This is a genomic window from Halomonas sp. DP8Y7-1 (assembly GCF_019801685.1).
In the GTDB taxonomy this organism is placed as follows: Bacteria; Pseudomonadota; Gammaproteobacteria; order Pseudomonadales; family Halomonadaceae; genus Halomonas; species Halomonas litopenaei_A.
The window spans coordinates 24911-48326 of sequence record NZ_JAHVIN010000009.1; the positions used below are offsets into that span (position 1 = coordinate 24911).

The 23416-nt window shown below is 62.6% G+C and carries 21 protein-coding genes; 9 read left to right on the forward strand and 12 right to left on the reverse strand.

Annotated elements, in window-relative coordinates:
* Nucleotides 1-83 precede the first annotated feature (83 nt).
* Nucleotides 84-1280, reverse strand: coding sequence for a M20 aminoacylase family protein (locus tag KUV41_RS12185; protein ID WP_222486366.1), 1197 nt, complete (start codon nucleotides 1278-1280; stop codon nucleotides 84-86).
* Nucleotides 1281-1445: 165 nt separating this feature from the next.
* Between KUV41_RS12185 and KUV41_RS12190 the strand changes: the two genes are divergently transcribed.
* A complete protein-coding gene (locus KUV41_RS12190; protein WP_206940734.1) occupies nucleotides 1446-2339 on the forward strand; it encodes a LysR family transcriptional regulator in 894 nt (297 codons plus the stop codon).
* Nucleotides 2340-2467: 128 nt separating this feature from the next.
* On the opposite strand, the gene KUV41_RS12195 is transcribed toward KUV41_RS12190, so the two are convergent.
* The 3 genes from KUV41_RS12195 to KUV41_RS12205 all read right to left on the reverse strand — a co-directional run bounded on the left by KUV41_RS12195 (nucleotide 2468) and on the right by KUV41_RS12205 (nucleotide 4709).
* Entirely contained in the window at nucleotides 2468-3928 is a 1461-nt protein-coding gene (locus tag KUV41_RS12195) for a Na+/H+ antiporter family protein (protein WP_261396031.1), read from the reverse strand.
* Nucleotides 3929-4221: 293 nt separating this feature from the next.
* A complete protein-coding gene (locus tag KUV41_RS12200; RefSeq protein ID WP_206940733.1) occupies nucleotides 4222-4428 on the reverse strand; it encodes a hypothetical protein in 207 nt (68 codons plus the stop codon).
* Complete coding sequence (locus KUV41_RS12205) at nucleotides 4425-4709, reverse strand: hypothetical protein (RefSeq protein WP_222486368.1); 285 nt, start codon at nucleotides 4707-4709, stop codon at nucleotides 4425-4427. Before KUV41_RS12205 ends, KUV41_RS12200 begins: the two co-directional genes overlap by 4 nt.
* 494 nt (nucleotides 4710-5203) lie before the next feature.
* On the opposite strand from KUV41_RS12205, the gene KUV41_RS12210 reads away from it, so the two are divergent.
* Entirely contained in the window at nucleotides 5204-5689 is a 486-nt protein-coding gene (locus KUV41_RS12210; RefSeq protein WP_206940729.1) for a fasciclin domain-containing protein, read from the forward strand.
* Nucleotides 5690-5906: 217 nt separating this feature from the next.
* Here KUV41_RS12210 and KUV41_RS12215 read toward each other — a convergent pair whose 3' ends face one another.
* On the reverse strand, nucleotides 5907-6389 hold the full coding sequence (locus tag KUV41_RS12215; RefSeq protein ID WP_206940727.1) for a phosphatidylglycerophosphatase A: 483 nt from the start codon (nucleotides 6387-6389) through the stop codon (nucleotides 5907-5909).
* Nucleotides 6390-6533: 144 nt separating this feature from the next.
* On the reverse strand, nucleotides 6534-7475 hold the full coding sequence (locus KUV41_RS12220; protein WP_206940725.1) for a transglutaminase domain-containing protein: 942 nt from the start codon (nucleotides 7473-7475) through the stop codon (nucleotides 6534-6536).
* A gap of 738 nt (nucleotides 7476-8213) precedes the next feature.
* Between KUV41_RS12220 and KUV41_RS12225 the strand changes: the two genes are divergently transcribed.
* Nucleotides 8214-9671 (forward strand): circularly permuted type 2 ATP-grasp protein, encoded by a 1458-nt coding sequence (locus KUV41_RS12225; protein ID WP_206940723.1) that lies wholly within the window; start codon nucleotides 8214-8216, stop codon nucleotides 9669-9671.
* Between the two features lie 4 nt (nucleotides 9672-9675).
* Nucleotides 9676-10662, forward strand: a complete 987-nt coding sequence (locus tag KUV41_RS12230; protein ID WP_224852135.1) for an alpha-E domain-containing protein — start codon at nucleotides 9676-9678, stop codon at nucleotides 10660-10662.
* A gap of 141 nt (nucleotides 10663-10803) precedes the next feature.
* On the opposite strand, the gene KUV41_RS12235 is transcribed toward KUV41_RS12230, so the two are convergent.
* From KUV41_RS12235 to KUV41_RS12245, 3 genes are all read right to left on the reverse strand, one after another.
* A complete protein-coding gene (locus tag KUV41_RS12235) occupies nucleotides 10804-11886 on the reverse strand; it encodes a putative zinc-binding metallopeptidase (protein ID WP_222486370.1) in 1083 nt (360 codons plus the stop codon).
* A gap of 132 nt (nucleotides 11887-12018) precedes the next feature.
* Nucleotides 12019-12954, reverse strand: a complete 936-nt coding sequence (locus KUV41_RS12240; protein ID WP_222486372.1) for an alpha/beta hydrolase — start codon at nucleotides 12952-12954, stop codon at nucleotides 12019-12021.
* Nucleotides 12951-13472 (reverse strand): GNAT family N-acetyltransferase, encoded by a 522-nt coding sequence (locus tag KUV41_RS12245; protein ID WP_222486374.1) that lies wholly within the window; start codon nucleotides 13470-13472, stop codon nucleotides 12951-12953. The genes KUV41_RS12240 and KUV41_RS12245 overlap by 4 nt, the downstream gene beginning before the upstream one ends.
* Before the next feature lie 390 nt (nucleotides 13473-13862).
* On the opposite strand from KUV41_RS12245, the gene KUV41_RS12250 reads away from it, so the two are divergent.
* The 5 genes from KUV41_RS12250 (at nucleotide 13863) to KUV41_RS12270 (ending at nucleotide 18973) form a co-directional block, all read left to right on the forward strand.
* Entirely contained in the window at nucleotides 13863-14699 is an 837-nt protein-coding gene (locus KUV41_RS12250) for a glycosyltransferase family 2 protein (RefSeq protein ID WP_222163928.1), read from the forward strand.
* On the forward strand, nucleotides 14696-14983 hold the full coding sequence (locus KUV41_RS12255) for a lipid-A-disaccharide synthase N-terminal domain-containing protein (protein WP_222485089.1): 288 nt from the start codon (nucleotides 14696-14698) through the stop codon (nucleotides 14981-14983). Before KUV41_RS12250 ends, KUV41_RS12255 begins: the two co-directional genes overlap by 4 nt.
* An 81-nt stretch (nucleotides 14984-15064) precedes the next feature.
* On the forward strand, nucleotides 15065-16825 hold the full coding sequence (locus tag KUV41_RS12260; protein WP_222486376.1) for an ArnT family glycosyltransferase: 1761 nt from the start codon (nucleotides 15065-15067) through the stop codon (nucleotides 16823-16825).
* A 444-nt stretch (nucleotides 16826-17269) separates the two neighbouring features.
* Nucleotides 17270-18121, forward strand: coding sequence for an ectoine hydroxylase (thpD, locus tag KUV41_RS12265; protein WP_206940874.1), 852 nt, complete (start codon nucleotides 17270-17272; stop codon nucleotides 18119-18121).
* Nucleotides 18122-18295: 174 nt separating this feature from the next.
* Complete coding sequence (locus KUV41_RS12270; RefSeq protein WP_222486378.1) at nucleotides 18296-18973, forward strand: fumarylacetoacetate hydrolase family protein; 678 nt, start codon at nucleotides 18296-18298, stop codon at nucleotides 18971-18973.
* A gap of 137 nt (nucleotides 18974-19110) precedes the next feature.
* Here KUV41_RS12270 and KUV41_RS12275 read toward each other — a convergent pair whose 3' ends face one another.
* From KUV41_RS12275 to KUV41_RS12285, 3 genes are all read right to left on the reverse strand, one after another.
* Nucleotides 19111-20289, reverse strand: coding sequence for an alcohol dehydrogenase family protein (locus KUV41_RS12275; protein ID WP_261396033.1), 1179 nt, complete (start codon nucleotides 20287-20289; stop codon nucleotides 19111-19113).
* A 153-nt stretch (nucleotides 20290-20442) separates the two neighbouring features.
* Entirely contained in the window at nucleotides 20443-22362 is a 1920-nt protein-coding gene (gene speA / locus KUV41_RS12280) for a biosynthetic arginine decarboxylase (RefSeq protein WP_206940708.1), read from the reverse strand.
* Nucleotides 22359-23327, reverse strand: a complete 969-nt coding sequence (locus tag KUV41_RS12285; protein WP_222163932.1) for a homoserine kinase — start codon at nucleotides 23325-23327, stop codon at nucleotides 22359-22361. The genes speA and KUV41_RS12285 overlap by 4 nt, the downstream gene beginning before the upstream one ends.
* Between the last annotated feature and the right edge of the window lie 89 nt (nucleotides 23328-23416).

A 23416-nucleotide genomic window follows, 5' to 3' on the forward strand; every position in this document is an offset into this window, starting at 1 on the left:
TGGTCGTGGACGCTGTTGCCAGCTGATATCCCTGCGGGCGTCAGCTGTGATCGGCCAGCTGTGACTGGCCAGCGGCGATCGGGTCAGGAGGCCTTGGCCAGTCCTTCGAGCGCGATGGCGACCAGCAGTTGGCTGCCGGTAGGAATGATGGCGTCGTTGAAGTCGTAGCGAGCGTTGTGCAACGGCGGAGTGTCCGGCGTGTCGGCGCTGCCCAGGAAGAAGTAGGCACCAGGGCACTGCTCCAGCATGAAGGCGAAATCCTCACCCCCCAGGCTTGGGGCTACCTCTTGCTCCAGCGCCGATTCACCGAGCACCTCGCGGGCCGTATCGATGACATGCTGAGTGGCCTCGGGGTGATTGATGGTGGCGGGGAAAATGCGCTGATGGTCGACCTCGACCTGGCCCCCGTAGGTGGCTGCGACACCGTCGCAGGTACGGGCGATGGCGTCGGCAATGCGGTCCTGTGTGGCCAGGTCGAGGGTGCGGACGGTGCCGCTCAGGCGGACCTCATCGGGAATGATGGCGAAACCATCGAGTTCTCCGCCCTTGATCCCGCACAGGCTAAGGGCGGCAGGCGACAGCGGGTCGGCATCGCGCGATACCACACTGTGCAATGCCTGAATGAGGGCTCCGGCCATGCGCACCGGGTCGATGGAGAGATGAGGGTTCACGCCACCATGACCGCCCTTGCCACGGACGCAAATGTCGAGGCGGTCGGTCGCAGCCATGATCGGGCCGGGGCGGATCGCGACTTGGCCCCTGGGCAGGGCGGGCCAGTTGTGCAGGCCGTAGATCGCGTCCATGGGGTAGCGCTCGAACAGGCCGTCCTTGACCATTTCGCGTCCGCCACCCAGGCCCTCTTCTGCCGGCTGAAAGACCAGGTAGACGATGCCGGAAAAGTCGCGGTGGCGAGCCAGGTAACGCGCGGCACCAATCAGCATGGTGGTATGACCATCATGCCCACAGGCGTGCATGATACCGGGCACTTCGGAGGCATGAGCGTGGTCGCTGGCCTCCTGGATCGGCAGCGCATCCATGTCCGCACGCAGCCCTATGCGACGCCCGTTGTCCGCCGCCAGGCCCTTGATGGTGGCGACCACACCCGTACCGCCCAGACCCTTTTCGTAGGGTATATCCAGGCGTTCAAGCTCTTCACAGACCCGCGCCGAGGTGGCGTGCTCCTTGAACCCGAGCTCGGGGTGGCGGTGAAAATGATGGCGAAGTTCCGTCAGGCTTTGCAGTTGATCGTCGAAGAACGAGGTGTCGATAGTCAGGTTCATGGGATGCCGCAGATGTGTGAATGATGTTCACCATCATGGTCGGCGGCTTTTTATAGATAAAATATTATTATTTTTCTATTACCATGCTTTTATTGTATGGATGCCGGGTGTCTGGCATGCCCTTGAGGGCGTCGGCGCCGTTGGCTGGACCACGAGGAGGCGAGCATGGACTTCAAGCAATTGCGCTATTTCCTGGCGGTGGTCGAGGAGGGCTCGATCTCCCGCGCTGCCCGGGAGATTCCGCTGGCCCAGCCCGCCCTGACACGGCAACTCAGGCTGCTGGAGGAGTCGGTAGGGGCAACGTTGCTGGAGCGTTCGCGTCACGGTGTCAGCCTCACGGCAGCCGGCAGTGCGTTTCACCGAGAGGCGAGGCGGCTACTACGGGAGTTCGAGACGGCCAAGCACGATGCGCGGCGTATCGCCGATGGCCAGCTTGGTCAGCTGCGCTTGGGCGTGACGGTCATGCACCTGTGGGTGCCGCAGATTGTCAGGCTGCTCAATCAGTTTCGTCAGAGCTACCCAGATGTCAGCCTGAAGGTGCAGTCACTGCTGTCTGCCCCACAGGTGGAGGCGCTTCGGCATCATCAGCTGGATGCAGGCATGCTGTTCTTCCCCCCACAGGACGATGATCAGCTCGACAGCCACTGCCTGTATGAAGATCGACTGGTGCTGGTCGTGAGCAAAGGTTCCCGGCTGGCGCGGCACCCGCCGAAGACACTGGCTGAACTGACCGGCGAGGATTTCATCTGGTTCGAGCGAAGCGCGACGCCGGTCTACCACGACAAACTCATCCATGCGTTTCAGCGGCGCGGCTTTACTCCGCATGTGGTTCAGGAAGGGACCGACAATGCGACCATGCTATGCCTGGTGGCGGCTGGTATGGGCTGTACCATCATGCCGGAGATGACCATGACGGGGGCGCCGGAAGGCGTCGTCAGCATCGCGCTGGATGACCTCGACATGGTCTTGCCATTGATGCTGGTGTGGCGGCGAGACGCCAGCCTGCCGGCGGTGCGTCGGCTGATCGACGTTGCCGAATCCCTGGCACTGAGTCGTTGATTACCGCTCAGCTCCTTTCTCTGCCGCCGGGAACGTTGGCGCACAACAGCAGGCCTGGGATCTGCAGCTGACGGCGTCCGCGTCACGGGGACGCCGTCCTATCCCGCTGGGTCGCTGCCCGGTGAGCGTCAGAGCACCATCGCTGCGATCCAGGCGAAGACCAGCATACCGAGGTTGCAGTGCAGGAAGGTGGGGATGACGCTGTCCCGAATATGGTCGTGCTGGCCGTCGGCGTTCAAGCCGGCCGTGGCCCCGAGGGTAATGGTCGACGCAGGCGAGCCGGCATCGCCGAGGGCGGCAGAAGCGCCCAGCAGGGCAATGGCCGCCAGCGGGTCAAAGCCCAACGTCAGCGCCAGCGGCAGATAGATCGGGGCCAGGATGGGCACGCTGGCAAAGGAATCGCCAAAGCCGATGGTAATGAACAGACCGACGATCAGCATGACCGCTGCGCCCACCGCCATGTTGCCGCCAATCAACGCTGCCGAGGCGCTGACCAGGGCGTCGATTTCCCCCGTCGCGGTCAGTACGCCGGCGAAGCCTGAGGCGATGGTGATGATGACGGCGATCTGAGCCATCATTCGCAGCCCATCGGTGAACACGTCGTCCTGCTCCTGCCAGCGGAAGATGCCGCCAAGGGTCAGAATCAGGAAGCCCACCATGGCTCCGATCAGCAGTGAATCAAAGCTAAGCTGAAAGACCAGCGCCACGGCCAGCGCCGCCAGCGTGATAATGAGCTGAAGGGGCTTCAGCCGCGAGGGGGGGGCCGGCCGGGTGATCGCGACGGCGGCGTCAGGAGTGGCGTAGTCCCGCGGCCTGCGGTAGCTGATGAATACTGCCACCAGCAGCCCTGCGACCAGTCCCAGCACGGGTAAGGCCATGGCCTTGGGCGCCATGTCGGCAGTCGCTGTCAGGCCGTGTGCAGCGCCCACGCTGTTGACGTTGGCCAGCAGGATCTCGTTGAGGAAAATGGCGCCAAATCCGGTGGGTAGCAGCAGGTAGCTGGCGCTGATAGAGCACGCCAGAATGCAGGCTACGGCGCGGCGGTCGACCTTGAGACGGTCCAGCACACCAAGCAGCGGTGGGATCAAGATCGGGATAAAGGCGATATGCACCGGCACCAGATTCTGGGACATCAGCGAGGCCACGATGAATAGCCCGAACAGCGTCCATTTGACGCCGCGCCGAGTGCCTTCCTCGTGACTGCCAAGTCGCGATGAAATGGCATCGGCCAGCAGCTCCAGCAGGCCACTGCGGGACAGCGCAACGGCGAAGGCGCCGATCATCACATAGGTCAGACCGACCTGAGCGCCTACCAGCAGATTGTCGTTGAACGCGCCGATGGCGTCGGTCATCGGCATCCCCGCATGCAGTGCGCCGAGCATGGCCGCACTGATCAAGGCAATGGCCACTGGAATCCTCAGCAGGCAAAGGATGATCATGCTGAGAATGGTCAGCACTACCGCGTTGATGTGATAGCCGACTGCCAGGCTGATGCCGTACAGCGCGGCGCACACCACGAGGATAGGAAGCGCCTGGGCGCGGCTGTCTTGACGGCGCGCTGAGGCCGCCGGAATTGCATTGTCGGGCATGGTGTCTCCGGCTCAATCTGAGCCATGTGTCCAGGTGGTTACGGGGCGGCCAGTGAGGGGTGCGACGCGGGTTTGACGCTGCTCACCTCTCAGTGTGCTGGCAGCGGAAAACGTCACTGGCGCCAAGATCATACCTCAAGACACCGCTCGCCAGGCGTCTAACCCTGCAAGCCTCCTGTCATGTCAGGTGCTATTTCAGGTACTTGCCAGACCGGTGATTCACCATGCCAATAAAAAGCGCCGCCCTGATGGGGCGGCGCAACATCGCCAGGACGCGGTGGCGTGTCTATGTCTCAGGCCATGGCCGCCGCTGGGCTGGGCATGGGCTGAGGGGGAGGTGGTGTCGTCGCCATGAGCGCCCGTTCCAGGTCCATGGCCTTGCACTTGTAAGCGGTACAGTTGGCGCAGTGCACGCTGTCACCGTCGTCGCGACCAACAGGAAGAGTGAAGCGGCTGTGACCGCAGATGCTGCAGTTGAGGTCTAGAGCAACGGTAATCATGTGCTGCACTCCTGTGCGACAGCACTGCGGTGTTGGCCATGTTGCTCTCTGCGGATGGCCATCATCAGGCTGCGAGACTTGTTGAGAAATCGCAGATAGTCCGGTGTCTGACGCTGCTCCCAATCGGCAACGGTGGCGTGGAACTCGTCACACTCGACGCAGCGGAGTTCATCCCAGTCATTGTGCTGCGAAGCGGATGCCGGAATAAGTGTGGCCTGGTCATGGCCGCACAGTGTGCATGTGATGGGGTAGTACATCTGGCGCCCTCCTTGGCGCGTCATCTTTCATCGCTCCTTGCGAGGTTACGCTGCAAGTGGTGGCTCGCTGCCTTGCTGGCCTACCCCTTGCGGCGTCATGTACAAGGTTGTCATGCATTTCTATTTTGTGCAAGTTGTGTATAGCTTATACGGGGTGCGCTTGCGCTGTGGCGCCGCCGACGTTTCTTTCGACGCAGCATGATGACGCCTCTTTGTGACGTTTTGATGGATAGGGTGAGGGGAAAGCATCGGGTAGAAAAATACTTGTACGAAATATTAATCTGGTCTAGTTTTTGTACATGATGTTGTTACATATCGCCTCGGTGTTCTGAGTGGTGCATATGGCCTTGGTTCACAGGGCTTTGGTTTACGGGGCCTCGGTTTCAGGAGCCAGGTTTCAGGAGCTCTGGTTTAAGGAGCCGGGTTTGCGGAACGCAGGTTGAGAAGCCCTGGTGGGTTGGGCTCCGGTGCCACGAGCCGACAGGTCCACCGAAGGCATGATGTCAGGAGGAAGGAGCATGAAGGCAAAGGGACTTTTGGTCGCCGGGTTGCTGTTCAGCGCCTCGGCAGTTTGCACCAGCGCAGCAGCGGCTGAGGGCGACACGCTGTGGCAGGTGATTCAGGACGATGAGCGCTTGACGACATTTGCTACCGCGGTGGAGGCGTCCGACCTGGACGAGCGCATGAGCGAGGAAGGGGAGATGACGGTCTTCGCGGCGACCCAGGAAGCTTTCGACGCGCTGCCCGAAGGCCGCCTCGACGATTGGCTGAGCGACGACAAGACTCAGCATCGTCGTCTGGTCGAAGTTGTGTCCTATCATCTCGTGGATGGCGCGTGGCAGCCAGGCGACAGCGATGTTGTCACCACCCTGCAGGGTACCGACATGTCGGTCGAGGAGCAGGATGGTGATTGGCAAGTAGGCAACGCGACGCTGGTAGAACGTGACATTCAGGCAAGCAATGGTGTCATCCACATCATTGACGCTGTGCTGATTCCGGAGTGAGTTCTGAACTGACTAATAGGTTTCGATCGAATCCTGTCCCGTCTTGCCGCCCTTCAGGGCGGCTTTTTTTGTCATGAACAGGCGTAGGGGAACACTGCATGAATTCCGCCGCTTCGCTGCGTTACGCGCTGCTCAATTTCCTCACCTATACCGCATAGGCTCCGGGGGCAGCGCTGCGTGGGCCTTGCGCCGCTAGGCTGATGACTTCAGCACTTCCTTAGCGAGGGCTGTCGGTGCGCCAGTAACGGCGTGTCAGGCGTACCAGCAGGGCCAGAGTCAGGGCCGCATAGACGGCGGCCATGACATCATCCGCGACAATGCCCAGGCCGCCGCCGATGCCTTCGATCTCCCGCACGGGGGATAGCTTGGAAATATCGAACAGACGAAACAGCAGGTATCCGAGCGGCAGCATGATCCGTCGGCGGTGGCGCGAGAAGGCCAGAACTACCAGCGGCAGGGCTACCCACTCATCCAGTACGATCTGGGAGAGATCGCCGCCTCCCAGCCACAGCGAGGCAAAGTGGCAGATGGGAACGGCGGTCAGGATCAGCAACAGCGCGATCGCAAGCCGTCGTGCCGGCGGCAGGCGCAGCAAGTACCAGGCCACGGGAATGCCGATCAAGGTTCCGACGGTTCCGGGGGCCCAGGGCGAGTGGCCTAGCCCGAAGCCTGTGGCGATCCAGATCAGCAGGTCCTGCATGACACCTCTCCAGCAGTGCGCCCCAGGGTATCGTCAGGCGCCAAGACGCCGATAGTGGCGATTGGAGAGCAGGAACGCAATGCGAACATCCCAGTGTGGTGTAACGCTCAGGCTCCAAGTGCTAGCGGCTCGGGCCGTGCCGTTTCAGCTGGCCAGCGGCTCGTCCATGCTGTCGCTATTGTCCCCATGACCCCCGGCGCTGGCGTCCGGGTCGCTGGCGATGGGCAGGACATCGACTTCGACCTCAAGCTGTTGCCGGCCGCCACCGGTCACGACGCCCTTGATCGGCGCTACGTCGTCATAGTCTCGGCCCCAACCCAGCAGCAAGTGACGCTCGCCAACGCGCACACCGTTGGTGGGGTCGAGGTCCAGCCAGCCCCACCCCGGTATCAGCACCGCGAACCAGGCATGTGAGGCGTCTGCCCCTAGCAGGCGGGGCTGCCCAGGAGGCGGACTGGTCTCCAGGTAGCCGCTGACGTAACGAGCGGCCAGGCCGATAGAGCGCAGGGCGGCGATCGCAAGATGGGCAAAATCCTGGCAGACCCCGCGACGCTCTACCAGTACCTGCGACGGCGTGGTTTCCAGGTTGCTGAACTGACTGTCGTAGTAGAACTCGTCATAGATACGGCGATTAAGGGCATCCACACACTCCACCAGGTCGCCGCCAGGGGGAAAGCAGGCCTCCACCCACGCCGCCAGCAGTGGACGACGCTCGATATAGGCCGAGTTTTCGAGAAATGGCTGAGCTTCCCAGTAGCTCGTGGTGCCAGGTGTTGCCAACAGGTCGCGGCAGGTTTCCCAGGACATGGCATTGGCAGGGGGCTGGGGCCGTGGGGAGGTGGTGATCCGCGCTTCCAGGGTCACTTCCAGCACCTGGTGCGGCGTGTCGATGGCAAACAGGTTGATACGGTTGCCAAAGGCATCGCAGCGTTGCTGGTGCAGCGGAGTCAGGGGCGATGTGGACAGGCGCGCGAAGGCCACCTGTTGCCAGCCCAGCACGCGAGGGGACAGACAGGCTTCGTTCTCGCTGAGCGTCACGATCTCGCTATAGCGATAGCGGGTGGTATGGCGCAGGTAATAGTTCATCTTGCAGTGCCCGAGCGAGGGCCTGATACGCGCATGACGCAGCGCCGGCTGGCAGGCACGTCATGGCCAAGGATGGACCGTCCTGCGGTCCCGGCATACGAGGACATGATGAGTGCGATGTGTCTCCTGATGACGAAGGGATACAGCACCCGTGGCGCTGTGATCAAGATGTACCCCAGGCTGGGCATCGGCTCAAGTCCGCCGTATGCCCGTTGAGCTGCACTGTAACCTTATACCCTCAGAACCTCATCCCTCAGGACCCCTGGCAAATATCCGCAGGTGGGTCCATGAGCTTGGCTCGCTTTCCTGACCAAGCTCTCCAGACCAAACTCTCCAGACCAAACTCTCGTGGCCAAACCATCCACACCCCTTTGGCGGCGACAAAGCATCCACATCCTGTTGAGGTTGGAGAGGCCGGCGTCAGCCCGTCGTGACGCACTGTCCTGGTGCGCGCGTCGGCAGAAGTGCCCCGAGGACGAGCCAGCAGCCTACCAGGGGAGTGACGCATGCGTCGCCATGTGGCCGTTGCGGTGCCGATTGTCCCGGCGGCTAACTTACCTGTGTCCGATACGGCAGATTTTCTGTGTTCTGGTACAGACCTTGCTATACAGCAGGTAGGGGACCCCGATATGTCGATGGGATGTACGCCAGTCTGGTGCATCACGATCCGGTGCAGGATGCCCCGGTGGACGAAGGCATAGCAGGGTAGACCGCTGTTGATAACAAGAGGGTGTGCCGATGAGCCATGTGGATTGGCAGCAGTACAACTGCGCTGGGTTCTACGATGAACTGGTGGCCATGCCCGGGATGCCGCGGGACGCGGCCAAGATGCTGTGCGACGTGCTGGAGGGATTTGCGCCGGATGAGCTGGCTGAGCGCAAGACGGCGGCAGAGATTGCCATCAGAACCATGGGCATCACCTTCACGGTGTACTCGGAAGGCAGCATGATCGATCGGGCCTGGCCCTTCGATATCGTACCCAGGATCATTCCCGCCGATGAATGGCGGCGTACCGAAGCCGGCCTGAAGCAGCGCGTCGAGGCGCTCAACCTGTTTATCGACGACCTCTACCATGACCAGAAGGTCATCAAGGATGGGGTCTTGCCCGCCGATGTGCTGGCGCAGTCGGTCAACTTTCGTCCCCAGTGTGTCGGTATCGACCCGCCCCACGGCGTCTGGGCACACATTTGTGGGTCCGACCTGGTGCGCGGTGGGGACGGCACGATCTACGTGCTGGAAGATAACCTGCGAATCCCCTCCGGCGTCTCGTACATGCTCGAGAACCGCAACGTGACCAAGCGCGTGCTGCCGGAGCTGTTTGCCTCGGGCAAGATTCTTCCCGTGGACGATTATGTGCCCCAGCTTTACGACATGCTGGCCGGCATGTCGCCTCGTCCCTGGGACGACCCGCAAGTGGTGGTGCTGACGCCGGGGATCTACAACTCTGCCTACTACGAGCATGCCTATCTGGCGCAGCAGATGGGGGTGCAGCTGGTCCAGGGCTCTGACCTTGTCGTCGATGATGACGATGTGGTCTACATGCGCACGGTACAGGGGCTGACCCGGGTAGACGTCATCTATCGGCGTATCGATGATGCCTTCCTCGACCCGGAGGCCTTCCGTGCCGACTCTGTATTGGGGGTGCCGGGACTGATGCGGGCCTGGCGCAGCGGCAAGGTGGCACTGGCCAATGCCCCCGGGGCCGGGGTGGCCGATGACAAGGTCGTTTATGCCTTCGTGCCGCAGCTGATCAAGTACTACCTGGACCAGGATGCCTTGCTGCCGAACGTACCGAGCTACCTCTGCATGCTTGAGGAGGATCGGCGCTACGTGCTGGAGCACCTGCATGAACTGGTGGTAAAGCCGGCCAACGAGTCAGGCGGCTACGGCATGCTGATGGGCCCTCAGGCCTCCCAGGCGGAACGCGACGCCTTCGCCAAGTTGATCCAGCAGGATCCGCGCAACTACATGGCCCAGCCCATGCTCAACCTGTCGACCACGCCGACCCTGTTCGACGGTCGGCCTGAGCCTCGCCACGTCGATCTTCGGCCCTTCATCCTGTCTGGCCAGGATGGTGCCTATGTCACCACCGGCGGCTTGACCCGTGTTGCGCTGGTAAAGGGGTCGCTGGTGGTCAACTCGTCCCAGGGCGGGGGCAGCAAGGACACCTGGATCGTCGAGACGGGGGAGGACTGAGACCATGCTGATGCTTTCAAGAGTCGCCGAGAACCTGTACTGGATGGCCCGCTATATCGAACGGGCCGAGGACACCGCGCGCCTGATCAATGTCTCCAGCCACCTGATGCTCGACATGCCCTATCGACAGCCGCTGGGTTGGGCGGCGATGGTCGATATCACCGGAGGCGGGGAGCTTTTTGCCACCCTTTACGATGAGCCCAATGACCGCAACGTCATCCAGTTTCTGTGTGCTGACCGGCGCTACTCCGGGTCGATTCTGTCCGCCCTGGCTCAGGCCCGGGAAAACCTGAGGACTACCCGGGACGTGGTGCCCCGGGAAGTCTGGGAAGAGATCAACCAGCTCTACATGAATGCCAGCGCCCAGGCTGATGCCGGGTTGGGGCCTGGCCGTCGCGAGGTCTTTCTCAAGCTGGTGATTCGTGGCTGTCAGACGCTGATTGGCCTGATCGAAGGTACCCTGAGCTACGGCGGTCCGCGGACCTTCATGATGTTGGGTCGCCAGCTGGAGCGTGCCGACATGATCACCCGCATCATTGATGTGCGTTCGGCCAACCTGCTGCAGCGAGACAGTGATGAGATTCGGCCCTTCGAGCACCTGCAGTGGATGAGTGTGCTGAAGTCACTGACCGCCTACCAGATGTATCGCCAGCACGTGCGTTGTCGAGTAAGAGCCACTGACGTACTGCGTTTTCTGGTGCAGGACGGCAAGTTTCCACGCTCGGTGTCGCGCAGTCTGAAGGACAGCATGCGTGCGCTGCGCTCGCTGCCGCGGCATGACAGGGCATTGGCCACCGCGACGCTGGTTCACGCCGATGTGGCCGAGGCCGACGTGCTGGCGCTGGTTCGTTCTCCCGAGGCGCTGCACGAGTTCATCGACACCCTGCAGCAGGGCGTTGCAGAGCTGCATGCCGCCATTGCCCGCACGTACTTTCCGACGCTGGATGACCTGGAAGAAGTGGCGCTGGCGACGGTGGCCAACGAGGAATAGCGGGACGTCGCGAACGGTAGCTACGCCATGCGCCGACCCGCTGTCGGCGCCATGGCGGAATCTTGAGCGGTCGAGTCGTTGACGTCCGCCATCACCCGTATGACCTTCCATGCCTGCTGTTGCTCGCTGACGGCACAGGGGTCAGGCAAGCGTTTGCTGTGACGCGGCGTCTGCATGGCGGGCAGACAGCACCATCTCGTGGACGTAGCGCAGCTTGGCGGCAATGGTCGGCGTAATCACTTCCGGGACCAGGTCGAGCAGGCCCATCTCGCGGTTCATTTCATTGAAGCCCAGGCTCAAGCGACCAAAGGTATAGAGCATGGCGTCCAGGTCCTCGTCAAAGCCGGTGGGGGGGATGCCGAAGTGTCCGGCGGTATCGAGGATCGCCACCATGTCGAGGTAGAAGCCGAAGGTCTCGGCGAAATCCTCCCAGGGGTGCATGGTGGCGTAGGCGGACAGGTGGCGCTCTCGCCAGTCTGCAGGTGGACCCTGCTGGTAGTGGCGCTCGAGGGCGTCGCTGTAGCTGGGGTGGCGATGGTCACCAAAGACGGCGATGCAGGCGTCTTCGTCTCTTCCCTTGATCAACAGCTCCCAATAGTAGTGACCGATCTCGTGTCGGAAATGCCCGATCAGCGTCCGATGAGCCTCATTGAAGTCGGTGCGCAGGCGTTCGCGTTCGACATCATCGGCCTCCTTGACGTTGATGGTGATGTGCCCGCCGGCGTGCCCGGTAAACACTGGCATGCCTTCTTCGCTGCTGTGCCATCCTCCCTCTACCGGTAGTTCGTCCGCCAGGAACGAAAAGGATAATGGCGGGTCGGCCTTGTCTGGGCTGACCTCATGGGGAAGCCCCAACAGATCAAGGGTATAGAACAGCCGTCGCTTGGCACTCTCGAGCTTGGCCCAGCGCTCGCGATGGCCTTCGATGGACAGGTCCGGAATGGCCCGGTTGTGGCGGCAGCAGTCACACAGGGTTATCCCCTGGTCGGCCTCCTGGGCCGTGAGCATGCGATTGCACACCCCTTCCACTGCATAGTTATGACACTTGACCAGCAGGGTGCCACAGCCGTCGTCGACACAGCGGTAGCGCCCGTTAGCTTGCCGCTCCATGGCGACCAGCGCATTGCATCCCGGACACCAGCCCACCTCCGTCGCGCAGACCAGGCATTGGGTGTTATCGAAGAACAGCCGATTGTCGCAGCGGTGACAGGGGTAGTGGCGCATTGAGGCGTCCTCGATCAACGGCAATACATCAGTTGCCGCTAGTATAGCCAGCCTAGTGGTCAGCGCTGTGTTGAGTGTGCTCAACGGATGGTCAGACCTGTCCCCTGCGCCAGGCTGGCTCGCTCACCGGCATCAGCCGAAGCGTTGAGACGGCCCTTGGCATAAATGCGCCAGGAAGTTTGCCTGGTCCTCGGCGAGGCGGGGTTGCCAGGGGGATTCGTAGATCGCGAAGTGGCCGGTGTCGTAGGTCTTGAGGGTGACCCGGCCCTTGAGGCTGTCGGCCAGTCGGTAGCCGGGGGCAATCGGCGTCACGCTATCGCGGAGGCAAAGTTGCAGCAGCAGCGGACAGGACAGCCGGTGGGCGATCTTGACGGGCCGATAGAGTCCCAGCGCCAGCAGCGCACGCGGGGCAATGCGGTTGTCGAAATCGTCACCGGCAAAGCGCTGAATGCCTTCCAGCGCATCGGGTGCGGTGAGTGCGGCCAGCGTGCCCGACTCACCTGCCAGCGGGATATAGTGTGGGGACCGCCCGAGGCTGCCGCGTATCAAGTCGGCAAGGCCCGCGCCGGTCATGCGCAGGAAGGTCCCTATCCCTTCGTCCTTCAGCTTCACCAGTGATGAGGCCTGGCCGTCCAGCATGGGATTCATGGCGATGACGGCGGCGATATCCCGACGCCGTGCCGCCAGCTGGAGGACGTGGGCGGAGGAAAATGACGTCCCCCATAGCACCAGCGGACGGAGCGGTTCGAGGCTGCGCGCATGATCGATGGCCGCGAGGTAGTCCTGCTGCTGACGGCGAATGCCGAGCAGCTGGCGCGGTTCCCCAGCGGAGCGTCCGAAATGGCGATAGTCGAAGGCGAGCACGCTGTGGTCCGCCTGCTGGAGCGCCATGGCGTAGGGCATCAAGCCGCCCTCGACGGTGCCGCCAAGGCCATGGGCCATGACCACCAGGGCACCGCTGTCCGGCGTCGCTGACGCCGACGGTAGCCACCAGCCGTGGCAACGGGTGCCTTGGCTAGGAAATTCCACCTGGCGAATGGGCTCTGGGTGTCTGTTGCTATCGCTCATGGCGAGGCCTTGTCTCTCACCGCTTGGCCCGGTATCCCGGGGTGGTGGGGAGCGAGCTCCAGGGTCATGTAGACGCTGTTAGGATCGACGACATAGTCGGCGAAGGGCGCGCAGGTGACGAAGCCATGCTGTGCATAGAAGCGCCGGGCCGGGGCAAACCCAGGCTGGGAGCCCGTCTCAAGGCTCAAGCGTCGGTAGCCGCGCTGACGAGCTGCCGCTATCAGGTGTTCGAGCATCCGCGTGGCGATGCCACGTCTCAGTTGATCCGCAGCAGTGCGCATTGACTTGATCTCGCCGTGATCGTGGCCAATCGCCTTCAGCGCCACGCAGCCGACAAGTCGATCCTGCTCCCACAGCCCCCACAGGGTGACGTCATCGCCCTTCAATTCGTCCAGGCTAAGTGCGTGCTGGCTCTCCGGAGGAGAGTCTGGCGCCAGTCGCTTGAGGTCTCGGCGGTGGGCGCGAATCATGGCCACCATGTCGGGGTGAGTCAGATCATCTTGCTTGAACTGAAACATAAGGGTCCTCGAAGATGCTGGCGCCTGGCCGGGCCAGCCACGGACTTGTGTATCGCAGTCTCCGATCACAGTCTCCGATCACAGTCTCCGATCACAGTCTACAATGCTAGGCCGCATCCGGCGAAATGCGTACCCAGGCCGCGAGTGGCTATCAAGTCTGGCGCGTCAGGGCATCGTGGCAGGAGACGTCCACTGTCATGACGACCTATTTTAGCCAGGTTATGTGCCATAACGTCGTCGTTTTGAAGGGCGGCGTTCCCGGTCAATGACGTCGATCGACAAAGCATAGATATATGCGCGTTATGTAATCTTATGTTGCGGTGAATTAAGGCCCGCTTAAGGTTGGCGGTCCATGCTGTCCCTCCTGCACTTGCTGATGGAGAGGCCAAGATGGCGCCCGTTACCTTGTCGGTACTGATCCCCGCCCACAATGAGTCGGCCAATCTGCCCGGCCTGCTCGACGAAATTGCCCAAGCCCTGGCGGACCATGACCACGAAGTGATTGTGGTGGACGATGGTTCGGATGATGACAGTTGGACGGTACTGGTCAGCCGGGCTAACCGACAGCCGACGCTTAGACCGCTGCGTCATCACAGTAGTGCGGGCCAGAGCACGGCGCTGTGGCAGGCCGCCCGACATGCGCGGGGGGAGTGGTTGGCCACGCTGGATGGCGATGGTCAGAACGATCCCGCCGATATTCCTGCGTTGTTGCAGGTCGCCATCGCCGAACGAGCCGACCTTGTCGGCGGCCATCGAGTCCGACGCCAGGATAGCTCCCTGAAGCTGTTTTCCTCGAAGGTGGCCAACGCGGTTCGCGCCCGTTTGCTGGGTGACGGCTACCCCGATAGCGGCTGTGGCATCAAGGTCATCCGTCGAGCAGCATTCGCCTCCTTGCCCTACTTCGATCATATGCACCGCTTCCTTCCTGCCCTGATCACCAGCCAGGGCGGTCGCTGTCTGGCTCGGCCGGTCCATCACCGGCCCCGTGGTCAGGGAGCCTCCCACTACGGTCTCGGCAATCGGCTATGGGTAGGCATCGTCGACATGCTCGGGGTCATGTGGCTTCAGCGACGCAGTCGCCTGCCGGTGGACTGCCGCTGCGTGGACAATGCCCTGGACCTGCCTCGGGTCAGCGATAGTACAGCGCTTCCATCTCACTTCATCGCGACTCAAGCGACCAATGACCAATCAGTGCCTGCTGTGCCGACGCTGGAGCCGATGCGATGACCTGGAACCTATGGTTGCTGATCGGCTTTCTTGGCCAGGCGCTGTTCTCCGCTCGGTTTATCGTGCAGTGGATTGCCAGCGAGAAGGCGCGGCGCAGTGTCGTGCCTGTGGCTTTCTGGTTCTTAAGCCTGGGGGGCGGGGCCACGTTGCTTGCCTATGCAATCCACCGTCGTGACCCGGTGTTCATCATGGGGCAGGGCGCGGGCCTGTTCATCTATTTGCGGAATCTGATGCTGATGCGCAAGGCGTCCCAGCGTGACCGTAACGTTCGCCAGGCGGCGTAGTCGCCGAGCGGGCCTTGGTGGTGTGTCTGTGCTCTGCTCAAGGCCAGCGTGCCTGATCAGAACCCTGTTGAGGAAAGCAGCATGTTCGTAGTGGGATTACCCCGTCGCCCCGGCTGGGGCTGGTGGCTGGGCCTTGTCGTCTTTGCCGTGGCGCTGTTGGCCCTGGGCCTTGGCTGGCGGGATCCGTGGCCCGCCGATGAACCACGTTTTGCGCTCAACGCGGTGGAAATGCTGGTCACCGGTGAGTTCTGGATTCCTCATCGGGGCGGAGAGCTGTATGCCGACAAACCCCCGATCTTCATGTGGGCCAGTGCCTTCTTCATCTGGCTGACCGGATCCATGCGTATCGGCTTCATGCTGCCCTCGCTGTTGGCGGGGCTCGGCACCCTGGGTCTGATCGTGGATCTGTGTCGTCGCCTGCATGGCCCCCGGGTGGGTCTGCTGGCGGGTATCGCGACGCTGGCCACGTTGCAGTTCGTGCTGCAAGCCAAGACCGCTCAGATCGACATGCTGCTGACATTTTTCACCACGCTGGGTACCTACGGCGTGTTGCGTCACGCCTTGCTCGGACCCGCCCGGGGCTGGTGGCGGGCAGGCTTCGTCGCCATGGGGGCTGGCATCCTGACCAAAGGCGTGGGCTTTCTGCCGCTGGCGCTGTTGCCCGTCTGGGGCGTGATCAGTTGGCGCGGTCGTCACCAGGGACAAGCCAGGGTCACGCCACTGCGCCTGCGCGACCTGGTGGAAGGCCTGGCGTGCCTGCTGGCGGTGGTGCTGGCCTGGGGGCTGCCGATGATCCTTATCACGTCGTTGTCCGATGACCCGGCGCTGGCGGCCTACCGCGACAATATTCTGTTCAAGCAGACCGGCGAGCGCTATGCCGATGCCTGGGCCCACCTGCGGCCCTGGTATTACTACATCGTGCAGGTGCTGCCCTGGGCCTGGATGCCATTGGTGCTGACCTTGCCCTGGGCGCTGCCGAACTGGTGGCGCCGAGTGAAGCGCGGCGATGCCAAGGTACTGCTGCCACTGACAGCCGTCATCCTGATCGTGGTGTTCTTCTCGCTTTCACCGGGCAAGCGAGGCGTCTATATGCTGCCGACGCTGCCGTTGATGGTCATGGCATTGGCCCCGTTGCTGCCGGCCCTGGTCCGGCGAAAGGGACCTAATCGAGCTGGCTTCGGTGGCCTGGTGTTTTTCGCCATCTTGCTGGCGACGGCGGGCGTCCTGGGATTGGTGGGCTTCGCTCCCCTGGAGCGCCTGGCCCATCGCTACGGTGTGACTCCGTGGTGGGAGTGGCTGGCGCTGGGCGCTATCGCCCTTGCTCTGGCGCTGGCCCTCAAGCCACGCCGTGGAATGACGGCCATCACGCTGTTCTTCTTCTGCCTGTGGGGGTGGTGGAGCACCTTTGGCTATGCCTGGATGGATCCGGAGCGCTCTCCCCGTGACATGATGGCTCGCGTCTCTCAGGAGGTGGGGCCCAACGGTGAGGTCGCGCTGTTGAACTTCGATGAAGAAATCCTGCTGCATGCGCGGTCTCGCAGCGTGCATTTCGGTGACATGACGCCGCTGGAGAAAGAAGTGCCGACAGCCATGGCCTGGTTGGCCGAGGCCCCCGAACAACGCTGGATGCTGGTGGTGGACAAGGATCTGGAGGCGCTGAGCTGTGGAGATCTTGGCCAGGCCGTCGAACTGGGCCACCAGAATCGTCATGACTGGCTGCTGTTGCCGGGGACAGCCTTTGCTGGCTGCCCAGCGGATCGCTTCGCTGCTCCCATCTACCTGGCGCCGACCTCGGTGCCTGCCAATGGCGCCGGCAGATATTTCGGTGACGCAAGCCGCTAGGCAAGCACTGTGCGGGTGACTGCGCGGACGAGCTAGGGTAGCGAACAATACTTAAACCGATCTTGTGCAAAAGTTGCATTTAAAGGGTTGCATGAAGAGGGGTGAGTGGGTAGCTTGTGGCAGGGGGCAGACGGCCCCCTGCAAGCGGCGCAGACCCGATGAGGTGGGCTTCTCATTGTCATGCCTCGCTGGCTGCGTCGCTGGTACGAGTTCGAATCTGAAAGCTGATCAATACCAATGGAGGGTGATCGGATGGAAGTGCAGACGTCGTCCAATCCGCAAACAGTCAACCGTCGTGGCGGCATGGCGCATCGCGCGCGTCAGAGCCAACATGACGGACAGCGTCACGCTCGCCGTGGCGCCCATCTCAAGCAGCAGACACAGAGCGCCAACCAGGCCTCTTATCAGGCCCTTGACCGCTATCCGACCCGGCTCCCTCAGCCGATGCAGAGCCTCTGGGTGGATCGTCGCGGCCCTGTGATCAAGGGAAGCGCCGAGCAAGGGCCCCTGAGCCAGCAGCAGCTGGATGAATTCGAGAACAAGGGATTTCTGTTCGAGCCGAATTTCATTTCCGGTGATGAGCTCGCCTTGCTGCGCGAGGAATTGAAGGTACTGCTCGAAAACGATGCGTTCCGTGGCAAGGATTACAGCGTCGTGGAACCGAGCGGCAAGGAAATCCGCTCGCTGTTTGCCGTGCATTACCTGTCCGAGGTGTTTGCGCGGCTGGCCAATAATGAACGCCTGGTCGGCCGGGCTCGTCAGATTCTGGGTGGCGAGACCTATGTGCACCAGTCGCGGATCAACTACAAGCCAGGGTTTGAAGGCAAGGGCTTCAACTGGCACTCGGACTTCGAGACCTGGCACGCCGAGGACGGCATGCCCGAGATGAATGCGGTCAGCGCCTCGATCGTGTTGACCGACAATCACGAGTTCAATGGGCCCTTGATGCTGATTCCCGGCTCGCATCGTGTGTTTGTTCCGTGCATCGGCGAGACGCCGGACAACAACCACGAGACGTCGTTGAAGAAGCAGGAGGTGGGTGTCCCCAGCCAGGAGGCGTTGCGGCAGCTGATCGAGCGCAACGGCATCGAGGCACCCAAGGGCAGCGCCGGCGGCCTGTTGCTGTTCGATTGCAATACCCTGCACGGCTCCAACGCCAATATGTCGCCGGATCCCCGCAGCAACGCGTTCTTCGTCTACAACCGAGTGGACAATCGCTGCGGCGAACCCTTTGCCGCCAAAGGCCGTCGCCCTGACTTCCTGGCCCACGAGCCGGAGGGTCGATTCGAGCCCTGAGGTTCTGCCGCCTCAGCCGCCTTGGCATCCTTGAGGGAGACGGGTGACAGTGGTCGCGGGAGCAGCAAAAGCTGGGATAGACTCGAGAGGCGCGCCAATGGCGCGCCTTTTTTGCGAGTGTCGCGGCAGGTTGCCGCCTGCTCGTGACCTCTCTACTGATCTCAGGAGCCTGTCATGTCTCTCGTCCCGAGCTTTGTCGATGGCGACACCTTTTCACAGCCGCTTGGCAAGGTGGTTTGCGTCGGTCGTAACTACGCAGAACACGCCAGGGAGCTCGATAATCCTGTGCCCGACGCCCCGATATTGTTCATCAAGCCGGCGACCAGTGTCGTGCCGCTTGAGGATGACGTGAAGGGTCCGTTCGAGCGCAGCGATGTGCACTTCGAGACGGAGCTGGCGCTGCTGATTGGCGAGACGCTGCGTGAAGCCACCCCGGAGCAGGCAGAAGCTGCGGTGGTGGGCGTGGGCCTGGCATTGGACCTGACGCTGCGTGACGTGCAGTCCGCACTGAAGAAAAAGGGGCATCCATGGGAGATCGCCAAGGGCTTTGACGGCGCTTGCCCGCTGTCACGCTTTATTCCGGTCGAGGCGCCGATGGATTGGTCTGCCATCGAATTCAGCCTGGACATGAACGGCGAACGTCGCCAGCACGGCAAGGCGAGCCAGATGCTGTTCCCGATTCCCGCGCTATTGGCCGAAATGAGCCAGCACTTTACCCTGGCCCCCGGTGACGTGGTATTGACCGGCACCCCCGCTGGCGTCGGCAAGTTGGAAAAGGGGGCCTCTCTGGCCTTTGAACTGTCTCTGCCCAACGGCCAGAGCCACCAGCTCCAGACCAAGGTGGTGGGCTAGGCGGCACAGGCTCGCCCAAGGCTGATAAGAGCTAAAGAGCGCTGATCAGTGCTAAGTAGCGCTGATCAGCACGAGCTCAGGCTGGCGACGCCCCACCCTGCAGACCCCGCGGTGGGCCTTGTCCGCAGGTAGCGGGTTCAATCCAGCGGGGGCGGTATCAGGACCAGGTTGCCGACGTGGTGTTTTTCGAGGAAGCTCTTCTGGGCCTCGACGATGTCCTGCAAAGGAAAGATTCCGGCCAGCAGCGGGCGAATCTCGCCGCGCTCGATGTAGCCGATCAGGTTGGGGAAGACGGGCTCATCCCAGGCGGTGGAACCGATCAAGCGGATATCCTTGAGATACAGCTTGCGCATGTCGAGTTCCACCACTGGCCCGGCGATGGCCCCGGAAGACACGTAGCGCCCACCTCGATCAAGCACCTCCAGAACGCCGCCAAAGCCTTGGCCCGCCACATTGTCCACCGCCACGTCGATGGCGGATTCTCCCAGCACCGATACCAGATCATCATGACGATCAAGCAGGCGATCGGCCCCCAAGGCCTGGATCGCCGGATGCTTGGCCTGGCTGGCTACCGCAGTGACGTGGGCGCCACGACGCTTGGCCAACTGCACGACCGCTGAGCCGACGCCTCCGGAGGCACCGGTCACCAGCAGCCTGTCGCCTGCCGTGACCCCTGCACGATGCAGCATGTTTTCGGCGGTGCCATAGGCACAGGGGATGGTGGCAAGCTCTGCATCGCGCCAATCGCAGTCCACGGCAAACACCTCACTGGCGGGCACCTTGACGAACTGTGCAAACGCGCCATCGAAGTCCGATGCCATCCACACCGAATCCCAGTGCTCGAAGCCCTTGGTGCGCATGCAGGCTCGCACCAGCACGCGCCTGCCGATCAGCTCGGTGGCGTCGACGTCTTCTCCCAGGGCAACCACCTCGCCGCAGCAATCGGTTCCCTGGATCAGTGGGAAGGGCGTTGCCCCATTCCAGCCACCGTCGTCGCTATTGCCTGAATCGTCGTCCTGGGCGCTGTCCGAGGACGCCTGGGTATCGCTCGTGACGCTGGACGAATACCAACCCAGGCGGGTATTGATCTCGGTATTGTTGATGCCGGCGGCCAGGACCCGCAGCAGCACCTCTCCAGGCCCCGGCTCCGGGGTGGCCACGCGCTGGTAGCTCAGCTTGTCGTAGCCGCCATTGCCCAGGGTGACGACGGCCAGCATGGTTGGCGGTGGAGTGAAGGAAGAGGAAGGGGAGCTGGAATCGGTAGGGCGTGAGGTATCGATGACGGCATCCTCCTGGTGGCTTGTGGCACGGCGCATATGCTCTATCTCGCCATGGCTGACGGCTGGGTGCAAGTGCTACGCAAGGTAGCGCGCTTGCAGACACGAAGGGTGTCGGCGGGCGCGGCAATAGGCGGTGGGCGCGGGGCTTGTCTGGTCTGGACTGGCTGGCACCCAGTGGCAAGGGAAGGCTTACTCCAGATAGGTGTAGCCGTCGAGCCCCTCCGACAGGTCATCCAGGAAGTGACGCTGCTCGCGTGGATCCAGATTGCTGCGGGTGAGCTGCACGCGCAGGCGTTCGCGCAGCACGTCAGCGTTGAAGTTGACGTAGCCCAGCACGTCGGACACCCGGTCACCCCACTGCAGGTTGGTCAAGCGCCAGCCGCCGTCGCGATCCAGTGAGGCATCCACCGCATCGGTATCACCGAACAGGTTATGCAGATCGCCCAGAATTTCCTGGTAGGCGCCCACCATGAAGAAGCCGAGCAAGCGCTCATCCCCCTCATGCCACTCGGGCAAGGGCAGGGTGGTCTCTACCCCCTGGCCATCCACGTAACTGTCGATGCGTCCGTCACTGTCACAGGTGATGTCCTGAATGACGCCGCGACGGCTGGGTTCGCGGTCCAGTCCGCACAGCGGCAGCACCGGGAAGATCTGCTTGATGCCCCAGACATCGGGCATCGACTGAAACAGCGAGAAGTTGACGAACAGCTTGTCCGCGAGCTTCTCGGCGAGTTCATCAAGGATCTCGCGATGGGCGCGATTGCGGGGGTCCAGCTGTGAACGTAGGGCGGCACAGGCGGCAAAGTAGACGCCCTCGCCTTCGGCCCGCGCTGCCAGGTCGGCGGCTCCCAGCACGAAACGATCATGCAGATCGCCCATGTCCTGAATCAGGTCGTGCCAGGCTTCCATCAGGCCGCGCGGCTCGGGCTCACGCTGCAGAAAGTCCAGCGTACGCCAGAGCGCTTCCACTTCGGGGTCGTCGCTCCGGCGCTCGCTGGGCGGCTGGGTGTCCACGCTCTCTTCGCCGATCACGTTGGTGATCAGGACGGCGTGGTGCGCGGTCAGCGCTCGGCCCGACTCGCTGATCAGGTGCGGCTGAGGCAGGTCCTCTGCGCTACATACCTGATTGAAGGCATAGACCACGTTGCGGGCGTACTCGAGCATGGAGTAGTTGATCGAGCAGAAATTGCGCGAGTGGGTGCCTTCGTAGTCGACACCCAGTCCGCCGCCCACGTCCACCGTGTCCACCGGGGCACCCAGCTGGTGCAGGTACTGGTAGAAACGGGCACATTCACGCAGGCCGCGCTGAATATCACCGATATTGGCGATCTGGGACCCCAGGTGGAAGTGCACCAGCTGCAGGCTGTCGAGGCGGCCTGCCTCGCTCAGGCGCTCGACCACCGCCAGGATCTGGCCAGCGGTCAGGCCGAACTTGGACTTCTCTCCGCCGGTATCCTGCCACTTGCCACGTCCCACGGATGACAGCCGAGCACGCAGCCCGATGCGTGGCGTCACGCCCAGGCGTTCGGCCTCTTCCAGAATCATCGGTAGCTCGGACAGCTTTTCCACGACCAGGTAGACCCGGTGGCCGAGCTTCTCGCCCATCAACGCCAGACGAATGTACTCGCGGTCCTTGTAGCCGTTGCACACGATCAGCGACGGGCCATCCCCTGACAGGGCCAGCACCGCCAAGAGCTCTGGCTTGCTGCCTGCTTCCAGGCCCACGCGGTCGCGCCCGCGCTCGTTGGTGGCGAGAATTTCCTCGACCACGCGACGCTGCTGATTGACCTTGATCGGGTAGACCGCGGTGTAGCCGCTGGTGAAGTTTTCCTCTGCCATGGCCTGATCAAAGGCCGCGCACAGCTGCTCGACCCGGTCATGCAGAATATCGGTAAAGCGGATCAGCACCGGCAGGCGCAGGCCGGCCTTGCGTACCTGCTCGACCAGGCCGATCAGGGGCAGGCTGGGGCCCGGTTCGACCTCGCCGAGGGGCCGCACCAGCGCTTGCCCGGCTTCATCCACGTCGAAGTAGCCACTGCCCCACTGGTCAATGTTCCAGGTACGGCGGGCGCGTTGCACGGCTGCATCAGGTTGCGGCTTCTGGCTCACAAGCGAACCTCGGTGTCGGGCAGGGGAAGAGCGCCATGCTCCAGGCGCGAGCGCAGGATGCGCCGGAACTGCTCTGGGTCATGGGGCGTCAGGTCATGGGCCGGCGGGTCCACATACACCACCAGCAGGCGCGACAGCCAATAGCGCAACGCCGTCAGGCGCAGCATCAGCGGCCAGAGCGCGCGCTCCTGGGCGGTCAAGGGGCGCTCGGCGAGGTAGGCCTCCAGCAGCGCATCGTGGCGCTGCTGGTCGAGATGGCCATCGCCATCGGTGGCCCAGTCATTGATGACAATGGCCAGGTCGAACAGCAGGTCACCGGTGCAACCATTGTAGAAGTCGATGATGCCGCCCAGCTGCTCGCCGTCGAACAGCGTGTTATCGCGGAACAGGTCACCGTGCAGCGCGCCCTGGGGCAAAGGCTGCTCGAGGGTTTCCAGGGCCGCCTGGTAGGCATCCACTTCATCCTGCATCAGCGCCTGGTCTGCGGGTGACAGATAGACCAGCACCTTGTGATGCATGGCGCTCAGCCAGTGAATGTCACGAGGGTTGGGGCGGTGTCCGCTGAAATGACGCGAGACGCGGTGCATTTCGCCCAGGGCCTGTCCCAGTGCCCGGCATTGAGCGGGATTGGGGGCCTTGGGGTGGCTGCCCGGCAGGCGCGGGAAAAGCAGCGCAGGGCGACCCGCCAGCTCGTGCAATGCGACGCCGTCGCGGTCGTGAATAGGGCCAGCGACGGGGATGCGATGCTCGTCGAGGAAGTCCAGCAGCTCGACGAAGAATGGCAGTTCTTCGTGTTCACCCTGCTCGAACAGAGTTAGCACCAGTTCTCGCCTGTCGGTGGTGACAAAGAAGGTGCTGTTTTCGGTGCCTGCGGGCACCCCTTGCAGCCTTGTCAGTTCGCCGACGTCAAAACGGCTGAGAAAGCCTGAGACCTGTGAGTCTTCAAGCGGAGTGAATACGGCCATGGATCGTCTCGCCCGGGGTTGCCAAGGCGCCTATTGTAGCGACTTGGCAACGAGTTGCACGTGATCGAGAAACGTAATCTCAGCGGAAT